At 65.1% G+C, this 12719-nt stretch carries 12 protein-coding genes; 2 read left to right on the forward strand and 10 right to left on the reverse strand.

Annotation, left to right across the window (positions count from 1 at the left end):
* Positions 1 to 5 precede the first annotated feature (5 nt).
* The 7 genes from HNO88_RS08240 to HNO88_RS08270 all read right to left on the reverse strand — a co-directional run bounded on the left by HNO88_RS08240 (position 6) and on the right by HNO88_RS08270 (position 7452).
* Positions 6 to 890 (reverse strand): NAD(P)-dependent oxidoreductase, encoded by an 885-nt coding sequence (locus HNO88_RS08240; RefSeq protein ID WP_221419892.1) that lies wholly within the window; start codon positions 888 to 890, stop codon positions 6 to 8.
* 37 nt (positions 891 to 927) lie between these two features.
* Complete coding sequence (locus tag HNO88_RS08245) at positions 928 to 2124, reverse strand: CaiB/BaiF CoA transferase family protein (protein ID WP_184243948.1); 1197 nt, start codon at positions 2122 to 2124, stop codon at positions 928 to 930.
* A 4-nt stretch (positions 2125 to 2128) separates the two neighbouring features.
* Positions 2129 to 3274, reverse strand: a complete 1146-nt coding sequence (locus tag HNO88_RS08250; protein WP_184243951.1) for a CoA transferase — start codon at positions 3272 to 3274, stop codon at positions 2129 to 2131.
* Positions 3275 to 3459: 185 nt separating this feature from the next.
* Positions 3460 to 4668: an FAS1-like dehydratase domain-containing protein gene (locus tag HNO88_RS08255; protein WP_184243953.1), complete on the reverse strand. Its 1209-nt coding sequence runs from the start codon at positions 4666 to 4668 to the stop codon at positions 3460 to 3462.
* A gap of 263 nt (positions 4669 to 4931) precedes the next feature.
* A complete protein-coding gene (locus tag HNO88_RS08260) occupies positions 4932 to 5534 on the reverse strand; it encodes a cysteine hydrolase family protein (RefSeq protein WP_184243955.1) in 603 nt (200 codons plus the stop codon).
* Positions 5534 to 6199 (reverse strand): GntR family transcriptional regulator, encoded by a 666-nt coding sequence (locus HNO88_RS08265; protein WP_221419893.1) that lies wholly within the window; start codon positions 6197 to 6199, stop codon positions 5534 to 5536. Before HNO88_RS08265 ends, HNO88_RS08260 begins: the two co-directional genes overlap by 1 nt.
* 8 nt (positions 6200 to 6207) lie before the next feature.
* Positions 6208 to 7452, reverse strand: coding sequence for a CaiB/BaiF CoA transferase family protein (locus tag HNO88_RS08270; protein WP_221419894.1), 1245 nt, complete (start codon positions 7450 to 7452; stop codon positions 6208 to 6210).
* 183 nt (positions 7453 to 7635) lie between these two features.
* On the opposite strand from HNO88_RS08270, the gene HNO88_RS08275 reads away from it, so the two are divergent.
* Positions 7636 to 8673 (forward strand): aldo/keto reductase, encoded by a 1038-nt coding sequence (locus tag HNO88_RS08275; RefSeq protein ID WP_184243957.1) that lies wholly within the window; start codon positions 7636 to 7638, stop codon positions 8671 to 8673.
* 229 nt (positions 8674 to 8902) lie between these two features.
* Positions 8903 to 9688, forward strand: a complete 786-nt coding sequence (locus HNO88_RS08280; protein ID WP_184243959.1) for a carboxymuconolactone decarboxylase family protein — start codon at positions 8903 to 8905, stop codon at positions 9686 to 9688.
* Between the two features lie 198 nt (positions 9689 to 9886).
* Here the strand turns inward: HNO88_RS08280 and HNO88_RS08285 are convergent, their stop codons facing one another.
* The 3 genes from HNO88_RS08285 to HNO88_RS08295 are packed head-to-tail and all read right to left on the reverse strand — an operon-like array spanning position 9887 to position 12715.
* A complete protein-coding gene (locus HNO88_RS08285) occupies positions 9887 to 10954 on the reverse strand; it encodes a phosphotransferase (protein WP_184243961.1) in 1068 nt (355 codons plus the stop codon).
* A gap of 4 nt (positions 10955 to 10958) precedes the next feature.
* A complete protein-coding gene (locus tag HNO88_RS08290; RefSeq protein ID WP_184243963.1) occupies positions 10959 to 12158 on the reverse strand; it encodes an acyl-CoA dehydrogenase family protein in 1200 nt (399 codons plus the stop codon).
* Positions 12158 to 12715, reverse strand: coding sequence for a VOC family protein (locus HNO88_RS08295; RefSeq protein ID WP_184243965.1), 558 nt, complete (start codon positions 12713 to 12715; stop codon positions 12158 to 12160). Before HNO88_RS08295 ends, HNO88_RS08290 begins: the two co-directional genes overlap by 1 nt.
* Positions 12716 to 12719: the final 4 nt, after the last annotated feature.

The raw sequence follows: 12719 nt of genomic DNA on the forward strand, positions 1-12719 counted from the left end.
CGCCGCTATTTGCGGTCGACCACCTCGATGATGGCTGGGAAGTACTTCTCACCGATCCCCTGGTCGATGGCGGCCTGGTAGTACTCGGTCACCAGGCGCGGCAGGCGCGGCTCGACGCCCATCTGCTCGGCGAGTTCGATGGTGTAGCCGATGTCCTTCACCGCGTAGGCCATCGGGAACGCCTTGGCCGGGAAATCGCGAGGCGCCATCGCCTTCTTCGCATGCGTCTGCAGCGCGAAGGAGTTGCCGGAGCCCAGCCCTACCGCCTCGATCAGCTTGTCCGGCGCGACACCTGCCCGCTCGGCAACGACCATCAGTTCGGCGATCGCGGCTACTTGTTCGAACAGGAGCGTGTTGTTGATCAGCTTGACGACCTGCCCGCAGCCGACCTCCCCGCAAAGGGTCACGTCAGAGCCCATGTAGCCCAGCAGCGGCTTGATCCGGGCGAACAGGTCCTCGCTGGCACCGACCATGATCGAGAGCGTGCCGTCGATGGCGGCCTGGCGGGTGCGCGCCACCGGCGCATCGGCAAAGGCCAGACCGCGATCCAGGAGCAAGCCTGCGACCTCACGCGCTTCCGCGACACTGGTGGTGGAAAGGTCCACCACGATGGTGCCGGGGGCTGCGTGTTCGGCAATCTCTTGGCTGACCGCGTGAACCTGCTTGCCGCCAGGAAGCGAGAGAAAGATGACCTGCGCCCCCTTCGCCACTTCGCCGACCGATGCGGCCGCAACGGCTCCGTTGGCGACTTGCGCGGCCAACGCGTCCGGGTTCATATCGAACGCGTAGAGCGGCGCAGCATGCTTTCTCACTGCGTTCGCGCACATCCCGCTCCCCATGACACCCAGGCCGATGAAGCCCAGGACCGGTGCTGCAGTCTCGTCTGCCACGTCTCTCTCCCTCGCGGACGGCTCGCGCCGCCGCGTTTCAATAGATCACTTCCGCATCTTCAAGCGCGCGCCGCTCGTCCCGCCCCATGCCGAGGAGTTCGCCGTAAACATGGTCCTCATGCTCGCCGAGCTTGGGCGTGCCACGGTCGATGCCGATTTCGGAGCCCTTGGACAGACGCATCGGCACGCCGACTGCCGCACGCAGCTTGCCATCGGGTTCTGCGACCTCGACGATGGCACGGCGCATGCGCAAGTGATCGTCGCTGGCGATCTCCGGCGTCGTCCACGACGCATGCGCGCCGATGCCCGCCTGCTGCAGCTGCGCCGCTGCCTCGCCGGCATCCTTGCCCGCCGTCCACTCCGAGACGATCGCATCTATAGCAAAACGGTTTTCCTGACGGTCTGCTTCCTTGGAGAAGCGTGCGTCGCTTGCAAGCTCGCTGCGCCCCATGAGATCGGCCAGGGCGCTCCACTCCGCGTCGCTGGTCACCGCAAGCGCCAGCCAGCGATCCTCGCCCTGCGCCGGGTAGACCCCGTGCGGCGCCATCCGCGGGTGTGCGTTGCCCCGCCGTGCCGGCGATCCGCCCGCAGCGGCGAGCAACATCATGTCGCCCACGAGCGCGGCCGCCACTTCGCGAGCGGCGACATCGACATGGCTGCCTTTCCCCGTCGCACGGCGTCGATGGAGTGCGGCCATGACAGCCGTCGCGGCATGCATGCCGACCGTGTGGTCCATGACATGCCGGATCTCGACCGGCGGCCCGTCCTCGTATCCCGTCAGCTCGCCCAGGCCACCCCAGGCGCCGAACAGCGGCGCGTAACCGGCGAAGTGCGAATCCGGACCACTCTGGCCGGAGGAGGAAACGGAGAGCATGACGATGTCGTCCTTGACGGACTTGAGCGCCTCGTACCCAAGACCAAGCCGATCCATCACGCCCGGGCGAAAACTCTCTGCCGCGATGTCGCTGACGCCGACGATGCGCTTGGCCAGAGCAATGCCGTCCGACTTCTTGAGGTTGATGCGGACCGACAGCTTGGTCGAAGCCACTTGATCGAACGTCGCCGGACCCATGCGACCGTAGACCGGATGCGGCTTGCGGAATGCGTCCGGTCGCATCGCGCTCTCGATCTTGATGACCTCGGCGCCGAGCTGGGACAGCAAGTTGGTGCAGAACGGCCCGGCGTTGTGGACCGTAAAGTCGGCGATGCGGATGCCGGCGAGAGGTTTTGCCATGCGTTCAGCCTTTCGCCCGTGCGAGAACCGGCATGTCCTTGAGCGGCGGGGGTCCGCCGGCCAACGTGAGAGGCGCGGCATCGAAGTGGAATGGCGAGACAAGCACGTCGAGCTCGCCCGCATCGCCGACAGGAAGCTTCTGGAACACGCCGCGATGCCGCTCTTGCGGATCGGCCAGGATCTGCGCCGGCGTCTTGTAGCGCGCCAAGGGAACTCCGAGGGTCTGTCCGGCGCTCACGATGTCGTCCACCTTGCGAACGGCAGCCCACGCGCGGATGTGTTCGTTGATCTCGGGGCCACGCCGGCTACGCTCAAGCGAGTCCGCCAAGGCAGGATCGAGCGCCCACGCCGGATTGCCGAGAAGCTTGACCAGTCCATCCCACTGGCGCTGCTCCAGCGTCAGCAGTTCAAGGTAGCCGTCTTCGCAGGGGATCACGCCGCCGTAGCGAAAGCTTCGCTCGACACGGTGCTCGATCGAGCCGTCACCCAGCCGCTGTATCGCGAACGCGCCGACTGCAAGGTTGGCGTCCTGGCATGATATATCGACGAACTGGCCGCCGCGCGCCGGGCGATCCCACAGGGCCGCCAACGCGCCGAGAGCCGCGGCGATGCCGCCCTGCATCGCACCGAAATGACCGGCGATCTTGAGCGGCGCGCGATCCGGAAACATCTCGACCGCCAACCCGTTCGGCAGCAGGTTACCCTCGCCACCGGCATGCTGGATGACGACATCCTCACCTTTCCACCCGCACTTGGGGCCGGAGGCGCCGAACGGCAGCACCGAGACATGGATGAGTTGCGGATAGCGGCCAGCGATCGCCGCTTCGTCCAGGCCGAGCCGCTCACGTTCCGCGACCGGCGTATCATCGATGAAAACGTCGGCATCCGTCAGCAGCTGCGACAGCCGCGCTGCATCGGCCACCACCTCGCTGTCCATTCCGGCTGCGAGATATGCGAAGAGTGCGCTTGTCGCGCCTGCCTGGCCATCTTCGCACGGCAGGAATGGTGGCTCGCGCCGCAATGGCGTGCCGCCCTCCGGTTCGGCGAGCAGGACCTTGCCACCCATCGTGCCGAGCAGCCGCGCCGCATAGGCGGCGGCAACACCGCTTGCGCGAACCACGATGGACAGATCGGAAAGCGGCGCGGTCATCGAGCGTGTCTTCCAGTGGCTTCTTCGAGACGCGGCACGTGCGCAGCTCAATAGAAATGGATCGGCACGGCTCCGTGGATGGACAATGCGGCGCATGCCGTTCTATCCATCCACGGTACCATGGCGTTGCGCGGCCCTGCCACCCCGTCGAGCAAACTCGCGGGAAGCCAGGGCCGCGCCGTGAGTTACCGAACGACCGGAAGTTCCAGATCGAGACCCGAACCGTCGACGAAGACCTTCGTGTTCGGATCGAGCGAGGGCAGCACCACCGTGGCGAGGCCCGGAGTAGTCAGCTCGCCGCGCTGGTTCTCGCCCTTGATCTCGATATCGACCAGGGCGTAGCCGTCCTTCATGTACTTGCGGGTCACGGTGCCGCGGGCCCAGGTGCAGTCGCCCATGGTGTTGAAGCGGCTCATGCGGGTGCGGATGCGCTTGAGGAAGCCGGCGTCGCCCATCCAATTGGTGACGAGGCTGGCCATCCAGGCCGAACGCTGCGGACCGTAGTCGTAGACGCCGGGCACGCCGACTTCCTTGGCGGTCGATTCGCGGTGATGGCCGATGCCGGTGTACTCGATCCCGCCGCCCGCCTCGGGGTTGCGGAAGAAGTGTCCCGGATGCTTCACGGCGTTCTTGAAGATCACGCCATGGGTATGGCCACGGCCGCAGCCCACGAGGAAGCCCATCGTGTCCATCAGGCTCAAGGGACCGCGCACGATCTCGGGCAGCTGCTCACCCTCCTGGACTTCTTCCCAGTAGCGTACGTTGCCGCCGCGAATGTTCTTCTCTTCGTCCAGGATCGCCTGGTCGATGTGCTCGAATTCTTCCGGCGTGTACTCCGACTGCTTAATGTCGTCGTACTTGCCGGCCTCGCGCGCAGCCTTGCGCTCGTGACGCGTGCAGGTGCCCAGTGCTCGGCTGACCAGCTCGCCGCGCTGGTTGAAGTAGCTCGCCTCGACGTACTGGAGGACGAGCGTGCCGGAGAACTGGCTTTCCTTGACGTCGACGCCGACCACGCGTTCGATCGCGGTGATGCGGTCGCCCGGGCGGATCTGGCGGAAAATCTCCCAATCGTTGCCGGCGTAGAAACCATGCACACCGGGCAGCCCCCACCGCGTGCGGCCGACCCAGCCGAACGCCATGGGGAAGTTGGGGTGAGCGATCATCGAACCATGACGCGTCAGGCGACCGACTTCGAGATCGCGGTACAGCGGGTTGAGGTCGCCGATGCCGTTGCAGAAGTTGCGGATCGTGTCCTCGGTGGCGTCCTGCAGATAGGGCCCTTCGGGCCGCAGCTGCATGCCGATCATGTTCTCGGCCGCCTTGATCGCCTCGGGCGTGATCTTGCCCTCCGCGGGGGCTCCGCCGACTTCGCCTTCTTTCAGATCGCCTGCCATCAATAGCTCCTGTTGAGGCGCTACGATGCTGCGCGCCCTGAATGCCGGCCGATGGATAGTGCATTATCCATCGGCGTCAAGGCGTAGCATGAATGGAAAGGTGAGCCCGACAATGCCGGGCGCGTGCGAACCTCCGCGGAAAGCGTGAGGGGAGTTCGAGGTGAAGCCGGGCAATGCATGTCGAGGCGCTCCAAGGCACCTTGTTGCTGGCTTGCGGATATGTGGCTGGATCTCCCATCCGCAGGACGCGGATGGTGGAGTGATCAGGCTGGCGAGGTCGTGTCGCCCTCGTCCCAGCGGAAAGCCCGGCTTTCCACAATCTGACCGAAGCGCCCCATGCACGCCACGGCGTGGTTGTGCTCGTCGGGCGTCACGCCTGCGCAGCAATCTTCCAGCACCACGACTTCGTAGTCGCGATCGTGAGCCTCGCGAGCACCGGAATGCACCACGCCGTTTGTGGAAACGCCGCACATGACGATGCGGCTGATCTTGTGAGCCCGTAAGATGGCTTCCAGCGAAGTCGAATAGAAGGGGCTGACGCGGTGCTTCACGATGTCGAAATCCTGCGGCTCCGGCGCAATCGAATCGTGCACCTGTGTCCCCCAGGTTCCGAGCTGGAAAATCCCGTTCTTGCGGGCACCCGAGAAGATCGGGGACGCTTCGGGCGCCTCCCGGTAATCGCTCGAAAAACCGACCCGCACGTAGCCCACAAGAGCCCCCGCCGCGCGTGCCGCCGCGATCGCAGCTCGCGTGTTCTCGAGGACACCGCGCTCCTTGACCTGAACGCCGTAGGTCTTGGCGTTGAAGCCGTCCTCAGCGACGAGGTCGTTCATCATGTCCATGACGAGGAAAAGCGTCGGCTTCATCAGGCGTGTCTCTCTGGATCGGTTACATTGGCGTTGAGCGATGCGCGCAATTCGTCGAAACCCGCCTCGATGTGCTGGCGCGTCGCCAGCATCGCTGCGGCGGCGTCCCCCGCAATCAGCGCGGCGAGCAGTTCGTCGTGCTCGTCGGACGCGCGTCCGACGCGGCCTTTCAGGCGATTGATCAAGTCGAACGGATAGCGCGCCCAGAGGATCTGCACGAAATGCAGCGTCTGCGGCATCTGCGCGATCTCGAACATGCGATGGTGGAAGCGATAGTTCGCGGCTCGCGCGGTTTCGTTTTCACCCTGGTCGAACGCCGTGCCGAACTCCGACGCCAGGATCTTGAGTTCGGCAATGTCGGCGACCGTGACCCGCTCCGTAGCCCCGCGCACGAGTTGCGTTTCCAGCAGGATTCGCAGGTTGAGGACTTCCGTGGAGGTCTCGATATCGAAGGGCGCGACAGTCGCTCCGCGATAGCTATCGACCAGTACGTAGCCCTCGGCGGCGAGCAACTTCAACGCCTCCCGCACGGGCGTGATGCTCGTCTTGAGCATCGTCGCGATTTCCTGCTGCTTGAGCCGGACGCCGCGGGGTATCCGGCCGGAGATGATGCCCTCGCGAAGGAAGTCGGCGACTTGCTCCTCCTTCGTACGAAACTGCATCATCGGTTCGATCATCCTTTCTGGCGGACCGGCGCCCAGGCGAAGTCACCAGGTTCATAGGCCTTGGCCGCCCCCCCTGCCAACAGCTGATCGATCTCGTCGGGCGCGTAGCCGAGCTCGGCCAGCAAGGCTTGCGTATGCTCGCCGATCTCGGGCGGAGGCAAGTTCGGTTCCACGGCGGTCTGGCCCGGAAATTCGGGAACTTCGAATTGCAAGCCACGAAACTCGAGTTCGCGCAGCTTGCCGGGCTGGCGCGCTTGCGGCTTTTCCAGCACTCGCTCAAGCGGCATGACTTCATTGAAGCCCAGGCCGGCGGCGCGCAGGCGCTGCTCCACGTCGGCGAACTGATACTTGGCCACGGCCTTGCGGACCGCCTCCTCGACCACCTCGCGATCCTTCTTGCGGTCGCGCAACTTGGCATAGGCCGGGTCACCGTGCTCCGGCATATCGAGCGCCTTGGTCAGCTTGGCCCAGTGCGCATCGGTCAGGATCAACAAATAGACCCAACGCTGGTCGGCAGTTAGGTAGGAGCCGTATCCTGGCATCGAGAACTCGCCGCCGCCCTCCTTCTCCAGCCGGCCGAGCAACTGCGTTTTCAGCTGCATGCCGGCAAGATCGCGCGCGGCAAGGTGCAGGCCCGTCTCGTAGAGGCCGATCTCGATGCGGCGATCCGCTTCGCTCGCGGCAGGGTTGAGCATCGTCGAGAGCACGCGGATGACCGCATATGTGCCTGCGAACTGGTCATGGTACGAAGGGCCGAATCGCGTGGGGCGATCATTGACCCGATGGTCGTCCATCGCCCCGGTCGCCGCCTCTGCGATCGGGTTGGTCATGAGGTCGTCAGCCTGCGGTCCGTGGGTGTATCCCTTGATGTGGACGTGAACGATGCCGGGATTGACCTCCATGCAATCGTCCGCGGTGACGCCCAGCTTGCGCGCGGCCGCTGGAGCGAGATTGTGGATCACCATGTCTGCGGTCGCTGCCAGGCGACGGAAGACCTCCCTCCCCTCACCCGTCGTCAGGTCGAGGCAGATTGCCTTCTTGGAGTGACTGTAGGCGACGATTGTTCCAGAAGGTCCGCCGCGCACCAGCGCCCGGGTCGTGTCGCCCGCAGGAGGTTCGACCTTGATCACCTCCGCTCCGAGCTGGGAAAGGATATGTGTCGCAAACGGCGCGGCAATCATCGTGCCGAGTTCGAGAACGCGCTTGCCGCTAAGTGGCTTATCGGTGATCTGCATTCCCGCTGGATAGTGCATTATATATCCTGGGTCTAGTCGGACTAAGTCTAGTCTTCCTGGCAGCCGCTACTGCGCGTCGCACCAGGATCGTGTATGCAGGCAAACGGCATAGCAGTTCGTGCCCGGCGCCCAAGCTTGAACCACGCCACCGGTTGGGCGTTGAAGTACCTGATCTGCCCCCTCACATAAGGCCTCCCAACCATGCGCTATAACAAACTCGGTCGTACCGGCCTGTTCGTGTCGGAGATCTGCCTGGGCACGATGACGTTCGGCGGCAGCGGTGAGGATATGTGGGCGAAGATCGGCCAGCTCGGCCAGGATGAGGCGGACGCGCTCGTCCGTGCCGCGGTAGAGGGCGGCGTGAACTTCATCGACACCGCCGACGTGTATGCTGGCGGCCGTTCCGAAGAAATCACCGGCCAAGCCATCCGCAACCTTGGCCTCAAGCGCGACGAGATCGTCGTCGCCAGCAAAGGCTTCGGTGCGACCGGCGAGGGTCCGAACGCCCGCGGCGCTTCACGCTACCATCTGATCGATGCCTGCAAGGCCAGCCTGAAGCGCCTTCAACTCGACCACATCGACCTCTACCAGATCCACGGCTTCGATCCCGTGACGCCGATCGAGGAGACGCTGCGCGCCCTCGATACTTTGGTCCAGCATGGTCACGTGCGCTATATCGGCGTGTCGAACTGGGCCGCCTGGCAGATCACGAAGGCGCTCGGAATCTCGGAGCGCCTGGGCTTGCACCGCTTCGCCTCGCTGCAGGCCTACTACACTCTGGTCGGCCGCGAGCTCGAGCGGGAGATCGCGCCCATGCTCTTGTCCGAAGAAGTCGGGCTGATGGTCTGGAGCCCGCTGGCCGGTGGTTTCCTGTCCGGCAAGTACAGCGCCGGCGACCCTGCCGATGGCCGGCGTACACAATTCGACTTCCCGCCCGTCGAGCCGCAACGCGGCGATGCGGTCATCGCGGCGCTACGCCCGATAGCCGAGAGCCGCGGCGTTTCGATCGCTCGCATCGCTCTTGCCTGGCTGTTGCACCAGCGCGCCGTGACGAGCGTCATCGTCGGCGCGAAGCGACCGGACCAGCTGGCGGACAACCTCGCGGCGGCCGACATAGACTTGACCGCCGAAGAACTTGCGGCGCTTGACGATGCCAGTGCCTTGGCGCGAGAATACCCCGGATGGATGTTCGAACGGCAGGGCGAGTTGCAGCGCCGCTTGCTCGCCCAAAGACGCTGACCAAGCGTCGTCCCAGGTGCGGCGCGTGACTGTACTTGCCGCCTGGTGTGAGAATGAAAGGCCATGCTACCGGCCTGCGGGCTTGCTCTGCCCATGACCACTCCGGAGCCTTGGGATCGCACCCCGGCATTGTTCGCAGGGATCGTGGGCACTTCCGTTATCTCGGAGCTTCTGCCCCTCGGTCTTATGCCGCCTTCGATCCCGTATCAGACATGAAAGGTCACCCGCAATGAACATGCTAAGCGCAGCTGAACGGATGCAACGTGGCGAGGTCAACCAGTCGCGGCTTCTTGCTCGTACGGCGCCCAGCCCGGCCACGGTCTGGCAGGCATCGGTGCGGGACTATGTCTTTGCGGAGATATGGGAGCGTCCGGGCCTGGACCTGCGCTCCCGTTTCCTGATCGCGATCAGCGGGGCGGCGAGTTGCAACGGATCGACTTCTCACGTGGACGGCTACGTTCGCGGTGCGCTCACCCTCGATGAACTATCGCTCTCCGAATTGCGCGAAGCGGCGTTGCACCTGGCGGTCTACACTGGCTGGCCCTGCGGCGAGGCACTCGACGCATCGATTTCGCGCGTTGCCGAGGAGCTGGACCTGGCGGCTGCCGCCTTCGATCCGATCCGCGCCGAGCCATGGGATCCGAACCAGCGACGGTTGCTGGGACGCGAGAACTTTCGCAAGGTCATGGTGTTCGACGCCGGCGAGCCCAGGACGGCCTTCGCCAAGGGCGGCGTCACGAACTTCGTGTTCGCCGAGATGTGGAACCGACCAGGCCTGGACGAACGCGCCCGCCGATGGATCACGCTGGTCGGCGTGGCGAACACGGCGCCCGACACGCCGCTGAACTCACACATCCATGCCGCCATGGCGAGCGGCAATGTCACGGGCGAGGAACTGGACGAGTTCGTCCTGCAATACGCAGTCTACGCCGGCTGGCCCAAAGCCTCGGTCGTCGACAGCGTGGTGCTGCGCCAACGCGATCGCGTAGCGCGCGGGCTCTCGTTCTCCTACTGACGCGGTTCCATTGTCAGACCGCTTTGCACGGCGGCGGCGCGTGATCGCTATCACGCTCGCCTTCCTCGGCCGGTGTGGTGCGAAGGCCCTTGGGCGCGGCCACTGGCCTGATCTCCTTGCGCCCGCCCTGTTGTAAAGGCGGCCCGCGCTGCCGCGCTCAAGCAGGGAAACTCGACAGGTCCTACTCTAACGGGCAGATCAGCGGGGGCCTGTGAGGCTTTCCAAGGCCATGCGCGCGAGTAAAGGGAAGCTCTGCGCGCGACTGGCGGCCTGCGCATTGGCGGCATTTCCGCGCAGCACGCGCCCCTTGATGCCGTGGAAGATCGCGGCGAGACGGAACAGGTTGAAGGCCACGTAGAACTCGTAGTCGGGAATACCCGCCCGTCCCGTCCGCCTGCAGTAGCTGGTGACGTAGTCCTGCTCGCTCGGGATGCCCAGCGCCTCCAGATCGGCTCCTTGCAGGCCCGGCACGATGCTGGGATCCATGCGATACATCAAGGCATGGTACGTGAAATCCGCCAGCGGGTTGCCGAGGGTGGATAGTTCCCAGTCGAGCACGGCCAGGACCCGCGGCTCGGCGGGATGGAAGATCATGTTGTCGCAGCGGCAATCGCCATGGATCACCGCCGTCTCGTCCTCGGCGGGGATCAAAGCCGGCAAGGCCTCGACCAGTGCGTCCATGTCTGGGTTGCGGCCGGCCAGCTCGTCGGACTGGTACTGCTTCGTCCAACGGCCGATCTGGCGTGCGAAGTAGCTGCCCGGCTTGCCGAAGCCTTCCAGCCCAGCCGCGACCGGATCGATCCGGTGCAGCGCGGCCATGGTTCCGTTCATGGCGTCGAAATAGGCGGGGCGCTCCTCGCGGCTCACACCGGGGAAGGTCGCATCCCAAAAGATGCGACCTTCGACCATGTCCATCACGTAGAACCAGGTGCCGATCACCGCCTCGTCCATGCACAGGGCATGGATGCGCGCGACGGGAAAGCCCGCGGTTCCCAGCGCCATCTGTACCCGCGCCTCGCGGTCGACGGCATGGGCACCCGGCAGCAGCACACCGGGAGGCTTGCGCCGGAGGACGTAGCTCGCAGATGGAGTGGAAAGGCGATAGGTCGGGTTGGACTGTCCGCCCTTGAATTGCTCGACCCGCATGGGCCCTGCGAAGCCCTCGACATGCGCGGCCATCCAGCGCGCGAGAGCGGCTTCGTCGAAGCCGTAGCCTTCGCGGACAGGGACGGTGCCGGAGTTGTCGGCCGCAAGATCGGTGCTCATCGCGTCAACCCGCCTTGGCGTCCTGCGCGTGCTTCCACTCGCGCTTGATCTTCTTGGCGAGCGACCACTTGTGCACCTCGGTCGGGCCGTCGTAGATCCGGAAGGCGCGGATTTCGCGGAACATCTGCTCGACGATGGTGCGCTCGGTGACTCCGGTTCCACCCATGACCTGGACGCAGTTGTCGGCGATCTTCATCAACGCCTCGCTGACCGAGACCTTCGCCATCGAGCTTTCCACCGTGCCGAGCGAACCGCTGTCCAGCACTCCCGCGCACCAGTCGATCATCAGCTCGCATTGCTGGATCAGGATGCGGTTCTCGGCGAGCATGAAGCCGACGCCCTCGTGGTCGATCAGCGTCTTCCCAAAAGCTTCGCGTCGGCAGGCATAGTCCACCGCGATTTCGTGCGCGCGGATGCAGCCGCCCAGCCAGCGCATGCAGTGCGACAGGCGCGCCGGCGACAGGCGAACCTGGGCATAGCGGAAACCTTCGCCCGGCTCGCCCAGCATCTGCGTGGCGGGAACGCGCAGGTTCTCGATCGTCAGGGTGGCGTGGCCGCCGGGCATCGAGGTGTCGATGGTGTTGGGCACCTCGTCGATGCGGATCGCCTCGTCCGGCAAGTCGACCAGGAACATGCAGGCGCCACCGCGCGTGTCGTCCTCGTCGGATGCGGCCATGACGATGCCGACCATCGCCCCTTGCGCGCCGGTGATGAAGGTCTTGCGCCCGTTGATGACCCACTGGTTGCCGTCCTTGCGGCAAGTGGTCTTCATCATCGAAGGATCGGACCCGGCGCCGCCCCATTCGGCAGGTTCCGTCATGAAAAAGGCGGAGCGCGCCCGGCCTTCGACCAGCGGCGCGAGGAACCGCTCCTTCAGTTCGGGCGAGCCGACATGGCCGATGAGGTACATGTTGCCCTCATCCGGCGCCATCGTGTTGCAGGCGAGCGGCCCCAGCGGCGAGAGGCCGGACTTGATCAGCACGGCAGCGGTTTCGCGCTGGGTGAGGTGCGAGCCATCGGCATTGATGTGCGGCGTCAGTACGCCCGCCTCGCGAGCGAGCGCGCGCATCTCCATGACAAGTTCGTCGGTCGGGGCACCGTGATGGTCGCGGCGCGGATCGCGCTCGTACGGGACGATCGTCTGGCGCACGAACGCCTCGACCTTGGCCGCCATGGCAGCCGCATGTGCGGAAATCTCGGTCATTACTGGAGCACCCGGATCGGATCGGAGCCATCCCAGTCCCGGGCAGCATCCTTCATCATCTGGAACAGGCCTTCCGAGCCCGACATCGGTTGCAAGTACTCGATGACCTGCCCGGGCCCCTGCCCCGGATCGACGTAGATCACCGCGCCGTCAGGCCCGACCTTGCCCTCGACGATGATCTCGGCCCCCACGGCGGCGCACGCCTCGCGCGCTTCGACGATGGATTCCACGAAGACGCAGACGTGGTGCAGGCGATCGCGCACCGCGTATTCGCCGGAATAGAGCGAAGGCGCATCGCTATCGGTCTTGATCAGCTCGATCTGGATATCACCCCAGTAGCCGATCGCCATCGTAAAGACCGCGTCGGTGGGCTGGCCCTTGTACTTCATCTCGTCGAGCCGGACGTCGTTGAGCACGAAGAACGGTCCGACGCCGACCGTCTCGATCCAGTACTTCATGGTGGCGTCGAAGTCGGTGGGGAAGAAGGCGAGCTGGATCACGTCGCCCAGCCGCTTGAGCGGGCCGGGCCGGAGGGAGCCTGAAGCGTCGTTGGTCATGGCG

The sequence above is a fragment of the Novosphingobium chloroacetimidivorans genome (genome assembly GCF_014204535.1).
Lineage (GTDB): Bacteria > Pseudomonadota > Alphaproteobacteria > Sphingomonadales > Sphingomonadaceae > Novosphingobium > Novosphingobium chloroacetimidivorans.

Bases quoted from the DNA above. Each gene is read 5' to 3' on its own strand.
- HNO88_RS08250 (WP_184243951.1), bottom strand. From the start codon at position 3,274: ATGACCGCGCCGCTTTCCGATCTGTCCATCGTGGTTCGCGCAAGCGGT.
- HNO88_RS08285 (WP_184243961.1), bottom strand. From the start codon at position 10,954: ATGAGCACCGATCTTGCGGCCGACAACTCCGGCACCGTCCCTGTCCGC.
- HNO88_RS08275 (WP_184243957.1), top strand. From the start codon at position 7,636: ATGCGCTATAACAAACTCGGTCGTACCGGCCTGTTCGTGTCGGAGATC.
- HNO88_RS08265 (WP_221419893.1), bottom strand. From the start codon at position 6,199: ATGATGCAGTTTCGTACGAAGGAGGAGCAAGTCGCCGACTTCCTTCGC.
- HNO88_RS08270 (WP_221419894.1), bottom strand. From the start codon at position 7,452: ATGCACTATCCAGCGGGAATGCAGATCACCGATAAGCCACTTAGCGGC.
- HNO88_RS08295 (WP_184243965.1), bottom strand. From the start codon at position 12,715: ATGACCAACGACGCTTCAGGCTCCCTCCGGCCCGGCCCGCTCAAGCGG.
- HNO88_RS08245 (WP_184243948.1), bottom strand. From the start codon at position 2,124: ATGGCAAAACCTCTCGCCGGCATCCGCATCGCCGACTTTACGGTCCAC.
- HNO88_RS08260 (WP_184243955.1), bottom strand. From the start codon at position 5,534: ATGAAGCCGACGCTTTTCCTCGTCATGGACATGATGAACGACCTCGTC.
- HNO88_RS08280 (WP_184243959.1), top strand. From the start codon at position 8,903: ATGAACATGCTAAGCGCAGCTGAACGGATGCAACGTGGCGAGGTCAAC.
- HNO88_RS08290 (WP_184243963.1), bottom strand. From the start codon at position 12,158: ATGACCGAGATTTCCGCACATGCGGCTGCCATGGCGGCCAAGGTCGAG.
- HNO88_RS08255 (WP_184243953.1), bottom strand. From the start codon at position 4,668: ATGGCAGGCGATCTGAAAGAAGGCGAAGTCGGCGGAGCCCCCGCGGAG.